A 16758-nucleotide genomic window follows, 5' to 3' on the forward strand; every position below is an offset into this window, starting at 1 on the left:
TGCGAGAGCCAGGGACGATCTCATGGGCCGAACGAATGAGCCGCCGCGGTTGCCCGAAAGCAGCTTCGCAGCCTGGAGCCGCGACCGGCTGGCACTGGCGCGCCGTGGCGCTGACGAGTGCGGGGACGTCTGGCAGCTGGAGCCGGGTGTCTACGTAGCCGCTACGGCCGGGCCGTGCGAAGAAGTCCTGTGCCGCGCGCAGGACTTCCCCAAGGCACCCTCACCTCTCTTCCCGCCGTTGAAACGGTCGAGCGGAGCGCCGACGCCCGAGGAGCGTGCGCGCGCTCACGCCGCCCGCATGCGCGGACTGCGCGCGCAGGCGGTTGGAGCCCGGATCGGTGAGATTGCGCCCGAGGCCGCTCGATTCGCCGACCAGTGGCCCGAGGGCCAGGACGTCGAGATCCTGCCCCCGGTCCGGCACGCCCTGGCAGAGATCGGCGTGCGCTACCTCTTCTCCGAAGACGCTCCCACCCTGCTGCCCTTTGCCTCACAGCTCTTCCTGGCCCGGGAGGTGCTCGTACGCCCCTCGCGCTGGGATTGGCCGCGCTGGATCCCCACACCGGCACGGCGGTTCCGCACACGGCAGCAAGTCGCCTTCACCGACGCTCTGCAGCCCATCGTCCGCCGGCGCCGTTCATCGGGCCGGCTCGGTGACGACATGCTGGGACAGATGCTCCGGCCCTCGTCCCGCTACGGCCTGCTGCCGGAAGAAGCCGTTCTCGACACTCTGCCCGGAATCACCGTCGCCACCTTTGAGACACCTACCCGGGCAGCCGGATGGATCCTGCTCCACCTGGCCCAGCACCCCCAGGCAGCGGGCCGCGTCGCGGCCGAAGCCGCCTTGCTGCCCGCGGACCCGGCCGCGACGACCAGCACCCACCTCGGCGGCCTGCAATACACCCAGGCACTGGTACGCGAGGTGCTCCGACTGCACCCCCCGAGCTGGCTGCTGACCCGGCGCGCCACGCGACAGACTCAGCTCGCCGACTACACCATCGACGCCGGGTCCACTGTTCTCGTCTGTCTCTACACCGCCCACCGCGACGCACGGGAACACTCAGAGCCGGACCAGTTCCAGCCCGAGCGCTGGCTCGATGATTCGGGCTCGCAGGCGAAACCCGGGGTCTTCCTTCCCTTCGGTACCGGGCCGCATGGCTGCGAGGGAGCCGCTCTGGCCATGGCGATGCTGACGCTCCTGACCGCGCATATCGCCCGCCGCTACCACTTGAGCGAGCCGCCCGGACCGGAACCCGGCTACCAGGTCACCACTTTCGAAGGTCTCGCAACTGCCGGCTTGCGCCTGCGTGCCACCTCGCGCAGCTGACGGCAGGCCTGCGTTCAATGACAGGCCGTCTCCACCCGCGAACCGCTAACCGCGAACCGCGAACCGCGATCAAGTTCGAGTGCTGTTCCGCACACACCTGGATGACCGGCTTATGGCTCGCTCATCGTGTGGCGCTGGTCGAACTCGTTGGCGAGCATGCCCATCATGACGAGGTCGTGGTGCCGGCCCGCAAAGAAAACGTGCTCCCGCAAGCGCCCCTCTTCGGTGAAGCCGAGCCGACGAGTAAGTGCCAGCGATGCCTCGTTGTGGGCGAAGACCACTGCAAGGCATTTGTGATAGCGCCGCTCGGCAAACATGAAGCGCATCAGCAGCGCTACGGCTTCTGCCCCGTAGCCCTGGCGCCGGTGGTCAGCGCCGATCGTGACATCAAACTCGAACCAGCCTGAACGCGAGCCGGTGCGATGTGAGCCGACTGTGCCAACCAGCTCTCTCGTGGCCGTCGTTTCGACTGCCAACCGGAAACGGTCGTCATCCCACTTGGCGACGGCTTGCTCCTTCGCCCAGGCACGGTAGCTCTCGGCGGACCGCGGTAGATCCAGCCGGCTCCCGCCCCGCCCGTCATCGTCGGCGAAGCGCGCAAACGCCGTCCAGTCGTCGGGCTCGATAGCGCGTAGGCGTACCCGTCTACCGGTCCAGGACGATGCCATGCCCCATTTGATCACGCTGCAGTACGCGCGAGGCCGAGAGGCACGCCGATCGCGTTGGGGATCCACATGCCGCCCCCGGCACGCGAGACGGCAGCAATGCCTTTAGGGGGGCCTCACCTTAAGAAGCTGATCACGGCCGTGCCCAGCTCCGGATGTTGCACCGGAAGACCTGTCTCACACGGCCGACAATGGGAAGACCAGTCCAGTGACAGCTATTGACAAATTCACTTTCCCCGACGGCGGTCGGGGAAAGACCGCTGCTCGGCTCCCCAGAGCTGCATTCCCCTCTCATCTCGCAGCACCACGCACCTGGAAAAGTGGACCTGTTGCGAGGTGCGGCACCTTCGGCGCGGCGGTGAACCCAGATCCTGACGTGGGTGACGGCATGGAACGGGAGCAGCTCGCGGGAGTCGCTTTCATGAGGGGACCTCGGCTTGTGGGGCTCGGGGGATCTGGAGGCCGGTGCTGATCTCACCTGTGGCGGAGCGGCGCCGGGGCTGGCTTGGCCGCCGACGTGGTCCGTGCCGTTCCCCGGTTGATGCTTGACGTTGCGGCTTCAGCTGACGTTTGGCGCGGCTTGGTCTTCTTGGCAAGGTGACCATCGGAAGACTGTCTGCGGTATGAGCTCACTGAGCGGGGAACATGAGCCGCAGAACGACCTCGCCGTCGTCGATCTCCCCGGTGGGCTGGAACCCGAACTTCCGGTAGAAGGGCCACGGTTCGCCGTCGCCGGGATCGTAGCTGGTCAGCAGCTCGGTGGCGCCGTCCGCGCGAACCAGGGCGGCGATCTGGGTGAGCGTCTCCCGGCCGATCCCTCGCCTCTGGTGCCGCTTGTCGACCAGGAGGCGCCAGATGAAGTGTCGCCCTTTGTAAGGACCGGCCGGCGGCTTCCATGACAGCATCACGAAGCCGACTGGCTCGTCGCCGATATACACGGCGCGGTACCAGGGATTGGCCTCCGGTTTCCTTGCCGCCTCCTTGAGCGACTTGGACACGGAGGCGACGAACTGCTTCTGGCTGCGTCGGACGCGGAGGGCACGGACGGCATCCCGGTTGTCGTCGGTGATCTCCCGCAGGTGCACCCCTGGGGACCTCATGCCACACCTCTTCCTGCATCCGGCGGCTGCGCCATCCGGGCCGACGTGAAGAGCCGCCGCCGTGCGGCAGTGCACGCAATATCAAGGACGTCAGGTTGGACGTCTTCGCAGCGTATTCGACGCAGCGGAGCTGGAACGGGACTGGCACGCCGGGCCGTGTCCGCTCCGCGGCAGCTCCTTTGACCTGGGCAGACGCTCCGGTGACCTGGGCAGACACTCCAGGATCCGGTCCACGAACAGTCCACAGACCGCGTCATAGGGCCGCGTCGAGCGGCGTACGCCTGCACATACGCCAAGACCCCGGCCTCAGCGTTCTCGCTGGTGACGGGGTCTTCGGGCGCCTCAGGCGGGTGCCCCCGGCAGGATTCGAACCTGCGCACACGGCTCAGGAGTGACCGCGCCGATCACTCGGAACAGCTGCCTGGCCTGCGGGGGAGTCCGCCGGGGGCGCTGGCGGCACAGACTGTGTCGGACATGTGTCGCGCGCCGCCGCGCGGCTCGGTCTGCCGGAACACGGGCGGCCGAGTGACCAGGAGTCGAGTACCCTCGGCCGCCCCTCCGACCATCACCTGTGCAGGCGGCCGGACACGGTCATCTATCGAAGCGACCGGAAGCCCGCGCGGAGTTCCCCGACGAAGAGTTCCGGCTGCTCCCAGGCGGCGAAGTGACCGCCCTTGGGCAGCTTGTTGTAATGGACGAGGTTCGGGTACGCCTGCTCCGACCAGCTCTTGGGGGCCTGGTACAGCTCGTCGGGGAAGACGCTCACGGCGACCGGGAGCTTGACGCCCTTCGAACCGAAGAACGGAGTCTTGTTCTCCGCGTAGAGGCGGGCCGCGGAGATCGCCGTGTTCGTCAGCCAGAAGAGCGTGATGTTGTCCAGGACGTCGTCCCGCGTCAGGCCCTCACTCACTCCATTGAAGGACCGGGTGATCAGCTCCAGGCTGGCCTTGTCGTGGTCGATCAGGAAGGCCGCCAGGCCGACCGGCGAGTCCGCGAGCGCGGTCAGCGACTGCGGGCGTGAGCCCATCATGTAGGCGTAGTAGACATGCCGGTACACGAAGTCGAGCTGCTCGACGGCACGCTTCTCCTCGTCATCGGCGAGAACGACGTCGGACGGCAGCAGGCTGCCGGCGATGACGGCCTGCTCGATGGCGGGCGGAATCACCTTGGGCATGTTGGTGTGGATGCCGACCAGGCCCTCTGGCTCCTGCAGGCCCATGAGGTCGGTGACGACCGCGCCCCAGTCGCCGCCCTGTGCGACGTACTTGGTATAGCCCAGGCGCTTCATCAGCTCGCCCCAGGCGCGGGCGATGCGCTCGGGGTCCCAGCCCTTGGAGGTCGGCTTCCCGGAGAAGCCGTAGCCGGGCATCGACGGGATGACCACGTGGAAGGCGTCCGAGGCGTCGCCCCCGTGGGCCGTCGGGTTCGTGAGCGGCTCGATGATCTTCAGCTGCTCGATGACGGAGCCCGGCCAGCCGTGCGTGACGATCACCGGCAGGGCGTTCTCGTGCTTCGAGCGGACGTGGAGGAAATGGATGTCCAGGCCGTCGATCTCGGTGATGAACTGCGGGTAGGAGTTCAGCCGCGCCTCGACCTTGCGCCAGTCGTACTCCGTCGCCCAGTAGCGTGCCAGCTCCTTGACGGTGGCGAGCTGGGTGCCCTGGGACTGGTCGGCGACGGTCTCCTTCTCGGGGAAACGCGTCGCCTCGATGCGCGCACGCAGGTCCTGGAGCTCCGCCTCGGGGAACTCGAACGTGAACGGCCGGATGATCGTCGATGCGGAAGTTTCAGACATGGGGGGTTGATCTCCTTGCATGGTCGGCGACCCTGTGTCGCCGACTCGTCCACAGTCGTCCAGGTCTGCGTGCATCGCCCCAGGGAAACCCCCGGGGTGTCCCCGTGGCCGGGCCCGGGGGCGGGACGATTCCCTTGTAACTACTGAAAGCACCTGAAAGGGAATACGGTCTAGGAAGCGCATCAAAGTGGCGTTCCAGGAAGATCAACCTATGGGTGCACAGGCCATCGATTCGCCGGTCGTGCTACGGGGCCGGGGTCAGGAGCTGCCCGCGCTGGAGCGGGTACTGGCCACAGCGCGGGCGGGCCACAGCGCGGTCCTGGTCCTGCGCGGCGAGGCCGGGATCGGCAAGACCGCGTTGCTGGACTACGCAGCCGGCCGGGCCGTCGGGTTCCGCACCCTCGGCATCGCGGGCATCGAGCCGGAGATGGAGCTTCCCTTCGCGAGCCTCCACCAGCTCTGCGCCTCCTTGCAGGGCCGGTTCGACCAGCTGCCCGGTCCGCAGCACGAAGCACTGTCTGTCGCGTTCGGACTACAGGAGGGCGAGGCGCCGAATCGGTTCCTGGTGGGCCTGGCTGTGCTCGGTCTGCTGGCCGGCGCCGCCGAGGACCGGCCGCTGGCCTGCCTCGTCGACGATGCGCAGTGGCTGGATGAGGAGTCCCTGCAGGTGCTGGCATTCGTGGCCAGGCGGCTGGTGGCCGAATCGATAGCCTTGATCTTCGCCCTGCGGGATTCCGATGACGGTCGTGAGCTGGCCGGTCTGCCGGAGCTGATCGTCGGGGGCCTGAATGAGCACGACGCGCGTGCCCTGCTGGCTTCGGCAGTACGCGTGCCCCTCGACCCGCTGGTACGGGACCGGATCGTCGCCGAGACGCACGGCAACCCGATGGCTTTGCTGCAACTGCCGCACGCGCTGGCGCCCGCCGAGCTGGCCGGCGGCTTCTGGCTTCCCGGCAGGAGCCCCTTGGCAAGTCACATCGAAAGCGCCGTTCACCAGCAGTTCCGATCGCTTCCGGCGGACAGCCGGCGTCTTCTGCTGACTGCCGCGGCCGAGCCGACCGGAGACGTGGATCTACTGTGGCGCGCTGCCGTTCTGCAGGGGATACCGGTGGATGCCGCAGCGCCGGCCGAGGACGCGGGACTGGTCGAGTTCGGTATCAGGGCGCGGTTCCGCCACCCCCTGGTGCGCTCGGCCATCTACCGGAGGGCATCCGTGCCGGGACGCCGGGCGGCGCACCGGGCGCTGGCAGAAGCCACCGATCCCCACCTTGATCCTGACCGCAGAGCGTGGCACCGCGCTCACGCCGCCAACCGGCCCGACGAGGGTGTCGCCGTCGACCTGGAGCGCTCGGCCGGTCGGGCTCAAGGCAGGGGAGGAATCGCTGCAGCAGCCTCGTTCCTGCGGCAGTCGACGGAACTGACTCCCGATCCCGCACGCCGCGTCACCCGCGCACTGGCCGCCGCTCAGGCCCACATCGACGCCGGCGGAGCCGACCAGGCCCACACCCTGCTGGCCGTAGCGGAGGCCGGCCCACTCGACGACCTGCAGCGCGCCCGACTCGAGCGGCTGCGAGCCCGGCTGGTGTTCTCCCAGGTGCGTGGCGGCGCCGCGCCGCGGCTCCTGCTCGACGCGGCAAACCGGCTGGCACCTCTCGACGCCGCCCTTGCCCGCGACACCCTCCTGGACACGGTCGGCGCTGCGATCTTCGCCGGCCGTCTGGGCGACGGACCCGGGCTGCGGGAGGTGGCCGAGGCGGCCCGCGCCGGACCGCCGCCGCGGACGCCGCCGCGGACGGTCGATGTTCTTCTGGACGGCATCGCAGGCCGGATCCTCGATGGCTACGGCACCGGCGCTGCCGCCCTCAGGCATGCACTGCACGTCGTCCGGCAGGAGCAGAAAACCGGTGCGACGGATGCGGAAAGGCGCTGGCTGTGGCTGGCGTTCCGGGTGACACCCGAGCCTCTCGCACCTGAGCTGTGGGACGACGACGCGTGGCATGAGCTGGCGCTGGGCGCCGTCGGCCTCGCCCGCGAGGCGGGGGCGCTCGCCGTCCTCCCGATGGCGCTGACCTACCAGGCGTGCTCCCACGTCCACGCCGGCGAATTCGACACCGCAGCGGCTCTGATCGACGAGGCCACGGCGATCTCGGAGGAAATGGGCGGCGTACCCATGATGTACACGTCGCTGGTTCTCGCCGCCTGGCGAGGACAGGCGTCCCAGGCACAGGAACTCATCGAGACCACCATCGAAGAAGTGCGTCCCAGGGGTGAGGGGCGCGTTCTCAGCCTGGCCGAGTACGCGACCGCACTGCTGCACAACGGACTCGGCCGCTACGACGCCGCGCTGGCAGCCGCGACGCGTGCATGCCAGTACGAGGATCTGGGCTTCTTCGGGTGGGCACTGACCGAACTGATCGAGGCGGCCGCCCGCAGCGGGCAGCGGGAGGCCGGCGAGGCGGCGCTGGACGATCTCACCGAACGCACACGCGCGACCGGGACCGAGTGGGCCCTGGGCACAGAGGCCTGCTCACGCGCGTTGCTGAGCGACGCCCAGGCCGCCGATGCGCTCTACCGGGAGGCGATCGAGCGCCTCGGACACTGCCGCATAGCCGTCCAGCTGGCCCGCGCGCGTCTGCTGTACGGCGAGTGGCTGCGGCGCCAGAACCGCCGTCAGGAGAGCCGTACTCAACTACGCTCCGCCCACGAGGCGTTCAGCCGGTTCGGAGCCGACGGCTTCGCCGAACGCGCCCGCAGGGAACTCCTGGCGACCGGAGAAACCGTACGCAAGCGAACGGCCGGCGCCGTCGCCGAACTCACCGGACAAGAAGCCCAGATCGCCGGGCTGGCCGGAGACCACACCAACTCCGAGATCGGTGCCCAGTTGTTCATCAGCCCCCGCACGGTGGAGTGGCACCTCGGGAACGTGTTCGCCAAGCTCGGCGTGAGTTCCCGCAGGCACCTTCGCTCAGCGCTGTCTCCTCCGAGACCGGGGACGTCGGGGGCCTGACCCGCAGGCTCCTCGTCAGCCGCAGGCCGAGCAATTGTCAGATCCTGTGGATCTGGTCCGCGCGGCCGGACGTCAGTTGGTTCAGAACCGAGTCCCGTCTCACAGGGTGGTGTTCGCCTGCCGTATGGCGGATGCGCTGCTAACTTCCGCGTCATGGCGAACCAGAGCGACGGCACAGATCTCCGAAGCCGGGTGGCCGATGCCGACAGCGGTGTCCTGTTGTTCGGCATCACGCCGCCCCGCCTGAGCAACACTCCCGAGCGGATCCGGGAGATCACCGCAGCCACCCTGGCACGGTTGGAGTCCCTCGATGTCGACGGTCTGGCGCTGTACGACATCGACGATGAGAGCGACCGTAATCCGGCGCAGCGGCCGTTTCCGTACCTGCCGACCATCGACCCTGCCGTGTACCACGCGGACTATCTCGGCAAGTGGAACCGCCCGGTGGTCGTCTACCGGTGCGTCGGCAAGTACTCCCAGACGGAGCTGCGGACCTGGCTGCGGACGGCCGACGCCGACCGGCTGCTCGGCGTCTTCGTCGGCGCGTCCTCGAAGGGGAAGGCGGTGCGGACCGGCCTGTCCGAGGCGCAGGACCTGCGCCGCGATGTCCGCGCAGACCTGCTGCTCGGTGCCGTGGCCATCACCGAACGCCCCCAGGAGCATCTGCGGCTCGTCGCCAAGCAGGTGGCCGGATGCGCGTACTTCATCTCGCAGGTCATCTACAGCGCCGACGCGGCGAAAAGCATGGTCTCCGACTACTACTACGCCTGCCGCGAGCGGGACCTCGAACCGAGGCCCGTCCTGTTCACGCTCTCGGTGTGCGGCTCGGTGAAGACGCTGGCGTTCCTCCAATGGCTCGGCGTCGACGTCCCGCGCTGGCTGGAGAACTCCCTGCGCCATGCGGACGACACCCTGGCCGAGTCATACCAGCACTGCTTGGCGAACGCCCGGGACCTGATCGCCTTCTGCCGCAAGCTCGGCATGCCGTTCGGCTTCCTCGTGGAGAGCGTGTCCATCCGCAAGGTCGAGATCGACGCTTCGGTCGCCCTGGCCCACGAGCTCAGCAGGCTGCTCGGACGAGGTACACCCTCGGTGTGAAGCCGGGCACGAACGTGCGGCTGTCGAATCCCGCGATCGGGACGCGGCTCAGGCCGCGCTGGCGTCCTCCCGTTCGACGAGGACGCCACGCTTGAAGCGGGCTCCGGCTAGCACGAGGGCGACCAGGCGCGGCGCATTGACCGCGCGCCAGCGTTCCTGGGCGGACTCGATCAGCTTGAACGTCATCGCCAGAGCGGCCGACCGCGACCCGGCGCCACGGGTGACCTTGGTGCGCAGCCGCACAGTGGAGAAGGTCGACTCGATCGGGTTCGTGGTACGCAGGTGGATCCAGTGCGCGCTCGGGAGTAATTGTCAATAGTTGTGGATCAACGGATCAGAACGCTTCATGGGCCAGTGCTTCGAGCCCTTCGATGGAGGTCAGGGTGCCGTTGAGCACGCTGTCCAATGCCGGTGCAGTGACCAGCACGAGGGTCTGGAATGCTGCGTGCTCCGAAGCGTAGAGATCGTCTTCTTCGTCGTCTCCAGGGATTGCGTTGGGCTGGATCTCGATCTCAGCGCCCCCTGCCTCGGCCTTGAGGTATTCGCCGCGGAAGTAGCTGTCGTGCTCGGCGAAGGTCAGGTTGAGGAGTGGCGCGAGCAGCCCGGCCAGCTCCTTTGCCGTGCGGGTCTTGGTCCCGTAGATGTCGTGAATGGTCATCGTGGGGTCACCCTAGGCCGCCAGGGGATCGGGGCGTTCGACGAGGTGGCCGCGTTCGAAGCGGGCGCCGGCTCGGACGAGGGCGACCAGGTGAGGTGCGTTGACCGCCCGCCACCGTTGCTGGGCGGACTCGACGAGCTTGAAGACCATGGCCAGGGCAGCGGCCGCGCTGCCGGCCCCACGGGTGACCTTGGTCCGCAGCCGGACGGTGGCGAAGGTCGACTCAATGGGATTCGTGGTCCGCAGGTGGATCCAGTGCTCGGCCGGGAAGTCGTAGAACGCCAGCAGCTCGTCCGAGTCGTCGGTGATCTTCTTGACGGCCTTGGGGAACTTCGCGCCGTATGCCTTCTCGAACGCAGTGATGGCCGTGAGCGCGTGGTCGCGATCTTCGGCGTTGTAGAACTCCTGCAGAACCTTCTTCGCGCCGGGCTGCGCGGACTTCGGCAGGGCGTTCGCGACATTGGCGGTCTTGTGAACCCAGCACCTCTGATGCCGAGTGGCGGGGAACACCTCGCTGATCGCCTTCCAGAAGCCCAGGGCTCCGTCGCCGACCGCGAGGACGGGGGCACGCATGCCGCGTCGCTGGGCGTCCCGCAGCAAGTCGGCCCAGGAGCCGGCCGATTCGCGGTAGCCGTCGGCCATGGCGATCAGTTCCTTGGTGCCATCGGCGCGAACGCCCATCAATACCAGCACACATGACCTGGCCTCGCGCAGGCGGATGCGCAGGTGGATGCCGTCGGCCCAGACGTAGACGTAGTCGGCCCCCGCCAGGTCGCGCTCGCCGAACGCGGTGTGGTCGGCCTGCCACTGCTGGGTGAGCCGCGTGACGGTCGCCGGGGAGAGCCCGGCGGAGCTGTCCAGAAACTGCTCCAGGGCGGGCACGAAGTCGCCGGTGGACAGGCCGTGCAGGTAGAGCAGCGGCAGCACCTCGCTGATCTTCGGGGACTTGCGGCACCAGGGCGGCGGGATCGCCGAGGAGAACCGCTTGCGCTCACCCGTCGCCTCGTCGACGCGCCTGTCGTTCACGCGCGGGGCTTTCACCTCGACTGTCCCGGCCGCGGTGGTGACCTTCCGCGGCTGGTGGTGGCCGTTGCGGACCACCAGACGGCACCCGTGCTCGTCGCGCTCGCCAGCCAACTCGGCTATATAGGCGTCGACTTCGGCCTCCAGCGCGGCGGCCAGCATCCGCCTTGCACCCTCACGGACGATGTCGTCGATCAGAGAGCCGGTCTCGGTCGTTCCATCTGCATTCACTACGCTCAGCACGGGCGTGCCTTCCCGACCGACGGTGCAACGTCGGCCTACTCGATGACCAGAAGTCGATCACTCGGGAAGGTACGCCCTCCGCGTCCAACCCAAGGCCGATCCACAGGTCATGAGCATTGCTCGTGGCAAACATGCTGCAGGCCATGTCGCATCTTGTAGAGCAGGTGGCCGAGGAACGGGAACTGTTCCTATGGGACGGTCACCGTCCGTAACTCTCAGACGAGCCCGACTGGGTGGGTCCTTGTGCTTGCAGGACTTGCTGCGAGGGTCGGATACGGCCCGCCGATTCTTGGCGGGCCGTTTCGTCAGTCCGATAAGTTGAGTGGCGGACGCGAGACCCATCGGTGGTCGAGGCGCCTCTGTTGCTGCCTCTGAGCGTCGCGGTGATGTGGCGCGGGCGGTCCGCTGTGATGGGCCAACAGGGAGAGCGGCACGTAGAGCGGATCGCGGAGGATGCCAGCGTAAGGTTCGGAGCTGGCGCATGCTGGCCTGTCCGTGAACTACAAAGGACACCGATGACACAGCAGCTTTGGAACAGCCGCAGACATGGCACCGCCATCGGCCGCGTCGGCCTGTCGCTCCCGGCCCGGCGTGCCGTTGGTGATCTGCAGTTGGCGCCGGGTGTGGGGGGTTGGATTACGGATGCGGGCGTGGCGGCGATGTGCGTGCGCTTCAGCATCTCGGCCTCGATGTAACGGGGTGGGACCCCGTGCACTTTCCAGAGGGAGAGCGTAAGTCGGCCGATGTCGTCCTTCTCACCTATGTCCTGAACGTCATTGAGGACCTTTCTGAACGTCGCGAGACGCTCCTACGAGCTTGGGAGCTTACAAAGTCCGTGCTCGTGGTATCAGCGCGGTTGCGTTGGGAGCGCAACCAAATCCAGGGCACTGAGTACGGCGACGGCATTCTCACTCAGCGCCACACATTCCAGCACCTCTACGGTGCTGGGGAGCTTCGCGATTACGTCCAAGGACGACAGGCGTCCGAATTGTGTCGGCTACTCCCGGCATCGTGTACGCCTTCAAGGACGACGAGGCCCGTCTCGGTTACCTGGCCCGTCCGCACGCATCTCTATAGGAGGGAAAGAAGGCGCGGATGTCCAGCTGAATGATCCGCGCGTTGTCGCCAACCCGGAGCAGGCTCGCAATCTCCTGGCGGCAGTGTCCTACGTGGGCGGCTACCGGTGTGCTCGCGGCCGGTGCCTCGTCGGGCTCTTCGCAGCGATGTACTTCGGTGGTCTGCGTCCTGCTGAGGCGGTCGGCCTGGTCGAGACTGACCTTGTCCTCCCGAAACAGGGCTGGGGATCGGCGCTGCTCCACCGGACTCGTCCTTCGGTCGGCAAGCAGTGGACCGACTCGGGGGAGACCCACGACGACCGCGGACTGAAGAATCGGCCGACCGAGGACGTTCGGCGTGTGCCCATTCCGCCTCAGCTCGTCGCAGTACTGCACGATCACCTCGCCACGTTCGGCACGGCGGAAGATGGGAGGCTCTTCTTCAGCGAGAAGGGCTCGATCGTCCCGTCCTCGACCTACTACCGCGTGTGGCAAGAGGCTCGGCGCCTGGCGCTTCCGCCAGCCATCGCGGCCTCGCCGCTCGCGAGTAGGCCGTACGACCTTCGGCACTCGGCGCTGTCGACGTGGCTCAACGCCGGAGTCGATCCCACGAAGGTTGGCCGAGCGCGCCGGCAACAGCGTTGAGGTCCTGTTGACCCGGTACGCGAAGTGCCTTGATGGACGGCAGGACGTCGCCAACCGGCGAATCGAGGATCTGCTCCGCGAGTACGAGTGAGGCGTCCTGCACCAACACCGAGGCCCCAGGCAGCAAGCCGGCAAACGTGGACCGCGTTACCCCGTTCAGCCCATAGCGGTCGCTGCGGCGGATGAGTCGCGGTGTCATGACACTGCGCCCCGCGCTCAGAGCGGATGCGCGGCGGGTCTCGCACTTCAGACAGGCGAACCCGTGCAAGTCAGTTTCGGAAGGTGGAGACAGTGACGCAGTTCAACAAGGGCGATCGTGTGCAGTACCAGGGGCAGGACAACCAGAAGCACACCGGAGAGATCCGGCGTATCCAGGGTGAGCCGCCCCAGGCGAGGTACACCGTCCGCGACGAGAAGACCCAAGCGGAAGAGCAGGTCGAGGAGCAGAAGATCGAGCGGTCGCTGTAACCACAGCATCCCGATGAGTCGCCCCCCTGCGTGGGTGGGCGACTCATCGGCGTGAGGGACTTGCTGTCCGGCAGCCGGCGCATCGAGGACCTGCTTCGCAAGTACGAATGAAACGCAGCCTGCCCGTGTCCGAGGCCCCCGGGCGTTCTGTCCAGGGGCCCGGTCGTTTCCCGGGTCTCATCACTGCGTGGTGGTCTGTCGGGTCGGCAGGACCGGGCTGAAGCGTTGAGGTGTGATCTGTGATCACGAGTTGCGTCGGGCCGTTCAGGTCCTGGGGCGGTGGATGCTCGGCGTCTCACCTGGTTCCGTTTGCCGCTTGGTACGGAGCACCTCCCTGGTGGTACCCACCAGAAAGGCCGCCGCGAGCAACCCGATCACGATCGCTCCTTGCAGAATTCCGTCGGCGTCGCGTCCGTCGAGGTACGCGACGTGGCGGACCTCGGTGGGGTGCGCCAGGTAATATGCGACGGGTATGTGATCTCCCGACTTCGCATGGTCTGTTGAGCTGGGTGTGAGATCGACATCCGCGCGCACGGGGCCGGACGGTGTGTCGAAGCGGACGGTCACGGAGGTCGCCCAGCCTTCCTCTGACCGGCTGGTGATCTCGACTACGGTCGCGTCGGTCCTGCGGCCATGGTCCCGGAGGTTCGCCAGCACTTGGTACTCCTGACCGGCCTCCCACCCCGCGACTCCGGCAATGGTGGCGAACATCAGGAAACCCCCGGCAGCCAATCGGGCTTTGGCCCAGCGGGGCGCCACCAGACACGATTCCGGTCCGAGCCGCAGCAGCCCAGCGACGAGCTGGACCGGCGAAGGAATGGCCGAGCCCTGGCGGCGTGCCAGCCTGGAGATACCGTCCGCTGCAGTCAGTGCCACCGCCCACTCGAGAACATAGAGCCACAGCGGCCCAAACGGCCCGAACGCCATCCACACCACGACGGCCACGACGACCGCCAGCGCCCCCCACCCCAAGGGCGAGCCGTACTCGTCCCGGCCGTCGCTCAGCACGGATTTGCGCTCATCCATCTGCGCCTCCACACCTCGTTACGGGGTGAGACTCACCGGCTGCCGCGCTGGTTGTAGTAGTACCTGGCCGTTCCGTGTCGGAGGCGTCGTCCGTTTCCGGGCTTCACCTGCGACGATGCCCCAAGATCCCGTCCACGCCTCGTCCACAGACCCCGACATACGGCCGCTTCAGGCGGCATACGTCTGCACATACGCGAAGACCCCGTCCTCAGCGTTCTTGCTGATGGCGGGGTCTTTGGGCACCTCATAAAGGGTGCCCCCGGCAGGATTCGAACCTGCGCACACGGCTCCGGAGGGCGCTTCGGTCTCGACTGTTTCCGCAGGTCACAAGGGGCTTGGCGTCCGTTGGCGCGGTTGGTCGTCCACATCTAGTCCACGCTGGCTGCCCGTACCGCTATGGGGTTGGCGTCTCGTCGTCAAAGTATCCGAGCAACTGGCCACACGGGGTCCAGCGGTCTCGCAGGACGACGCCGCGATCCCGAGCGTCGATGCAGACGGTTGGTGTGGGCACAACGGCCAGGCCGTCATCCTGACACTGCTCGGCATGTCGTCGGATACCTCGGGTGCCGCAGTTTGCGTCTCAGTGACAGTCACGGTCGGCGATGGAGTGGGCTCATCGTTCGGGCTGAACAGGAAGTTGATCCCGCCGAGGAACATGACGAGAGCGACGGCGCCAAGCAACAGCCACCAGAGCGCGACGAGCAGGCTGGGTTCGGATGGCGGCCGGCGACTCATGATGGCTCATCATGTCGCTGGGTCTCGGCTCATGTGGTGGCTTTGCGTGATCTCGTGAGCCGACGCCGAAGCAGCCTTGTACCCGCGCTCTGGGCTCAGGACTTGGCGCACAGTTGGCACGGACCTGCACGACCTGCGATGCGGGCAGGAGCTTAGAAGATGCGGGCGGGCCCTGGTGCGCTTGGCCGATGGCACCAGGCCGATACCGTGCTCTGCTGTTGAGCGCCGCTGCCGTTCGCCGTCGCTGCCGTCATTGCTGGCGGCAGTTCGGCCTACGTATGGGACCTCGACTACCCATAGATCGTCGACAGCTGGCTGCACTCGGGAGAAGTACCTTCTCCCAGGCAACTCGCGGCAGGCGTTGCTGCACCAGCCGTTCATGGAACGAACGATCATCTAGCAGGCTGCCCAGCACCTGCTCGGACCGAGAGAAGCGCTACGTACCGCCCCGCCTATCTTTGGAGCTGGACTCGAGTCGAGACCGTTGGGTTTCGGGGATCCGCTCCGCGTGAGGATCAAGGAAGTTTATCAAGTTTATCAAGGCGCCTTGTAGATCGACGAGTCGGCGGGGTAATTCGGAGCTTCCAATCAAGGTTTCAATGTCTCGCGCTAGACCTTGAGTCCACTTTGTGAATTCCGAATCGATTTCGAGCCGCTTGCAGAATTCGGCATACCCGAGACATGACTCCGCATGCCCGATGTTGCTGATCGCCAGCTCGCCGAGGGCTCGCTGCTCACCCCGCAATACACGGAAGCGGCGATCCTGGTAAACGCTCGTACTGAATATTTCACTGATTTCCGTCAGTAGTGAAATGAGCTTGCGGTTATCTTCTCGACTTCCGAGGTCCAAGAAACGGATTCGTCGCCGTATAATTTCCACCCAACCCAAATATTCACAGATGACGAACAAGGTGTTGTGGCGGGCGTACTCCCTCTCTCGCGCCACCGGGGAAATTCCGTAGGATCGGAGGAAATGTTGCGTCTCGATATTATAGACCCGTGATTGCAAGTCGAATGCCGACCACAACAAGGGATCTCGAAAGCGGCTCATAATGTCATGCCGCTTTGCCTCTCGAGCGAGCTCGGCGGATTGCCTTTCGAGCTCCGCCGATAGGATGGATTGCTGCCTTGCCGCTCGGGAGCTCAACACTATGCTCACGAGGGCAACGACGGCTGAGATGGCGGCTATGGTGAGCTGGATGCTCATGAGGCGATTATCGCCTGCCTAGTTTTTGCGCGCACTTCTGCAGCAGGGCGGGCACACAATGTAACCTGGGTTCGTGCCGCGATGGGCCGCTAGGTCCGGTCTCTGGGCGGATCGCCGCTCTAGCAGCCGGCCTCGGACACCCTCGCACGGACCAGAGAGTTCCTTCCGCCCATCAGTCGCTCCATCAGACGTGCCGACCGACGCTGTGCAGCGACCGGCGGGCCCCGCTGGCTGTCGTCCCACGCGCGGCAAGATGAAGCCGCCGGGTTTCAGGGCCTGGCTGCATCTGGCAGGTGAGGGCGGCGTTCATCACGTGGCGCACCCTAACGAAGCGACCGCTTCGTCCCGAAGCAACTTGGGCAGGCACCTGGCCTTGGGTCGCTATGCCTCTCACCTGCTGCGATGGTCCACAGGTGTGCACGGTTGTCCGTCGCTGTCCGTCGGCGTTGTCACGCAGTTAGGCGCCGGCAGCTCTACAGCGGGCTAAGAGGTCCTAACAAAGGCGTCGGACGTGTCGGTGGGTGATCAGGCAGGTGGCGAGGCCGAGGAAGGCTTCGTGGATGTCGTCGCGTCGTTCCCAGCGGATCCGCAGGCGGCGGAATCCGTGCAGCCAGGCGGTTGGGTCGGCCGCGCGGCGAGGTGCTCGCCGTGGGGCGAGTCCTGTTCCACGCGGCCTCCCGCCGAACCGGACATGACGGTTTCCCGGTCA

At 66.8% G+C, this 16758-nt stretch carries 13 protein-coding genes, 1 tRNA gene and 3 pseudogenes; 7 read left to right on the forward strand and 10 right to left on the reverse strand.

Annotated features, from left to right (window positions below; translation table 11 throughout):
• The first annotated feature begins 49 nt into the window (after positions 1 to 49).
• The gene (locus tag ACIRU3_RS38140; RefSeq protein ID WP_404066723.1) at positions 50 to 1324 is read left to right on the forward strand and encodes a cytochrome P450; all 1275 of its coding nucleotides are present in this window, start codon (positions 50 to 52) and stop codon (positions 1322 to 1324) included.
• 110 nt (positions 1325 to 1434) lie between these two features.
• Here ACIRU3_RS38140 and ACIRU3_RS38145 read toward each other — a convergent pair whose 3' ends face one another.
• The 3 genes from ACIRU3_RS38145 to ACIRU3_RS38155 all read right to left on the reverse strand — a co-directional run bounded on the left by ACIRU3_RS38145 (position 1435) and on the right by ACIRU3_RS38155 (position 4884).
• Positions 1435 to 1992, reverse strand: a complete 558-nt coding sequence (locus ACIRU3_RS38145) for a GNAT family N-acetyltransferase (protein WP_404066726.1) — start codon at positions 1990 to 1992, stop codon at positions 1435 to 1437.
• A gap of 626 nt (positions 1993 to 2618) precedes the next feature.
• Positions 2619 to 3089 carry a GNAT family N-acetyltransferase gene (locus tag ACIRU3_RS38150; protein ID WP_404066729.1) on the reverse strand — a complete coding sequence of 157 codons (471 nt, stop codon included), beginning with the start codon at positions 3087 to 3089 and terminating at the stop codon, positions 2619 to 2621.
• Positions 3090 to 3684: 595 nt separating this feature from the next.
• Positions 3685 to 4884, reverse strand: a complete 1200-nt coding sequence (locus ACIRU3_RS38155) for an epoxide hydrolase family protein (RefSeq protein WP_404066731.1) — start codon at positions 4882 to 4884, stop codon at positions 3685 to 3687.
• 211 nt (positions 4885 to 5095) lie between these two features.
• On the opposite strand from ACIRU3_RS38155, the gene ACIRU3_RS38160 reads away from it, so the two are divergent.
• Positions 5096 to 7891 carry an AAA family ATPase gene (locus tag ACIRU3_RS38160; RefSeq protein WP_404066734.1) on the forward strand — a complete coding sequence of 932 codons (2796 nt, stop codon included), beginning with the start codon at positions 5096 to 5098 and terminating at the stop codon, positions 7889 to 7891.
• 153 nt (positions 7892 to 8044) lie between these two features.
• On the forward strand, positions 8045 to 8989 hold the full coding sequence (locus ACIRU3_RS38165) for a methylenetetrahydrofolate reductase (RefSeq protein ID WP_404066737.1): 945 nt from the start codon (positions 8045 to 8047) through the stop codon (positions 8987 to 8989).
• 48 nt (positions 8990 to 9037) lie between these two features.
• On the opposite strand, the pseudogene ACIRU3_RS38170 reads toward ACIRU3_RS38165, so the two are convergent.
• The 3 genes and pseudogenes from ACIRU3_RS38170 to ACIRU3_RS38180 form a co-directional block, all read right to left on the reverse strand.
• A pseudogene (locus tag ACIRU3_RS38170) lies at positions 9038 to 9292 on the reverse strand (IS256 family transposase); the annotation flags it as partial.
• 31 nt (positions 9293 to 9323) lie between these two features.
• Positions 9324 to 9647, reverse strand: coding sequence for a hypothetical protein (locus ACIRU3_RS38175; RefSeq protein WP_404066739.1), 324 nt, complete (start codon positions 9645 to 9647; stop codon positions 9324 to 9326).
• 12 nt (positions 9648 to 9659) lie between these two features.
• A complete protein-coding gene (locus ACIRU3_RS38180) occupies positions 9660 to 10913 on the reverse strand; it encodes an IS256 family transposase (RefSeq protein WP_404066742.1) in 1254 nt (417 codons plus the stop codon).
• Between the two features lie 515 nt (positions 10914 to 11428).
• On the opposite strand from ACIRU3_RS38180, the gene ACIRU3_RS38185 reads away from it, so the two are divergent.
• The 4 genes and pseudogenes from ACIRU3_RS38185 to ACIRU3_RS38200 all read left to right on the forward strand — a co-directional run bounded on the left by ACIRU3_RS38185 (position 11429) and on the right by ACIRU3_RS38200 (position 13081).
• The gene (locus ACIRU3_RS38185) at positions 11429 to 11608 is read left to right on the forward strand and encodes a hypothetical protein (RefSeq protein ID WP_404066763.1); all 180 of its coding nucleotides are present in this window, start codon (positions 11429 to 11431) and stop codon (positions 11606 to 11608) included.
• On the forward strand, positions 11575 to 12024 hold the full coding sequence (locus tag ACIRU3_RS38190) for a hypothetical protein (RefSeq protein ID WP_404066745.1): 450 nt from the start codon (positions 11575 to 11577) through the stop codon (positions 12022 to 12024). The genes ACIRU3_RS38185 and ACIRU3_RS38190 overlap by 34 nt, the downstream gene beginning before the upstream one ends.
• Positions 12023 to 12704 (forward strand): annotated as a pseudogene (locus ACIRU3_RS38195) (tyrosine-type recombinase/integrase); the annotation flags it as partial. The gene ACIRU3_RS38190 and the pseudogene ACIRU3_RS38195, both read left to right, overlap by 2 nt.
• 200 nt (positions 12705 to 12904) lie before the next feature.
• Positions 12905 to 13081 carry a hypothetical protein gene (locus ACIRU3_RS38200; RefSeq protein WP_404066748.1) on the forward strand — a complete coding sequence of 59 codons (177 nt, stop codon included), beginning with the start codon at positions 12905 to 12907 and terminating at the stop codon, positions 13079 to 13081.
• Positions 13082 to 13345: 264 nt separating this feature from the next.
• Here ACIRU3_RS38200 and ACIRU3_RS38205 read toward each other — a convergent pair whose 3' ends face one another.
• The 4 genes and pseudogenes from ACIRU3_RS38205 to ACIRU3_RS38220 form a co-directional block, all read right to left on the reverse strand.
• On the reverse strand, positions 13346 to 14107 hold the full coding sequence (locus tag ACIRU3_RS38205; protein ID WP_404066751.1) for a DUF3592 domain-containing protein: 762 nt from the start codon (positions 14105 to 14107) through the stop codon (positions 13346 to 13348).
• Between the two features lie 254 nt (positions 14108 to 14361).
• Positions 14362 to 14442, reverse strand: a tRNA-OTHER gene (locus tag ACIRU3_RS38210).
• A gap of 836 nt (positions 14443 to 15278) precedes the next feature.
• Positions 15279 to 16049 (reverse strand): hypothetical protein, encoded by a 771-nt coding sequence (locus ACIRU3_RS38215; RefSeq protein ID WP_404066753.1) that lies wholly within the window; start codon positions 16047 to 16049, stop codon positions 15279 to 15281.
• A gap of 493 nt (positions 16050 to 16542) precedes the next feature.
• Positions 16543 to 16665: pseudogene (locus ACIRU3_RS38220) on the reverse strand (IS5/IS1182 family transposase); the annotation flags it as partial.
• Between the last annotated feature and the right edge of the window lie 93 nt (positions 16666 to 16758).

The organism is Streptomyces sp. NPDC101151, from assembly GCF_044768335.1.
Lineage (GTDB): Bacteria > Actinomycetota > Actinomycetes > Streptomycetales > Streptomycetaceae > Streptomyces.

Excerpts from the sequence above, each read along its gene's own strand:
- ACIRU3_RS38145 (WP_404066726.1), bottom strand. The coding sequence starts at position 1,992 with ATGGCATCGTCCTGGACCGGTAGACGGGTACGCCTACGCGCTATCGAG.
- ACIRU3_RS38150 (WP_404066729.1), bottom strand. The coding sequence starts at position 3,089 with ATGAGGTCCCCAGGGGTGCACCTGCGGGAGATCACCGACGACAACCGG.
- ACIRU3_RS38155 (WP_404066731.1), bottom strand. The coding sequence starts at position 4,884 with ATGTCTGAAACTTCCGCATCGACGATCATCCGGCCGTTCACGTTCGAG.
- ACIRU3_RS38160 (WP_404066734.1), top strand. The coding sequence starts at position 5,096 with ATGGGTGCACAGGCCATCGATTCGCCGGTCGTGCTACGGGGCCGGGGT.
- ACIRU3_RS38165 (WP_404066737.1), top strand. The coding sequence starts at position 8,045 with ATGGCGAACCAGAGCGACGGCACAGATCTCCGAAGCCGGGTGGCCGAT.
- ACIRU3_RS38175 (WP_404066739.1), bottom strand. The coding sequence starts at position 9,647 with ATGACCATTCACGACATCTACGGGACCAAGACCCGCACGGCAAAGGAG.
- ACIRU3_RS38185 (WP_404066763.1), top strand. The coding sequence starts at position 11,429 with ATGACACAGCAGCTTTGGAACAGCCGCAGACATGGCACCGCCATCGGC.
- ACIRU3_RS38205 (WP_404066751.1), bottom strand. The coding sequence starts at position 14,107 with ATGGATGAGCGCAAATCCGTGCTGAGCGACGGCCGGGACGAGTACGGC.
- ACIRU3_RS38215 (WP_404066753.1), bottom strand. The coding sequence starts at position 16,049 with ATGAGCATCCAGCTCACCATAGCCGCCATCTCAGCCGTCGTTGCCCTC.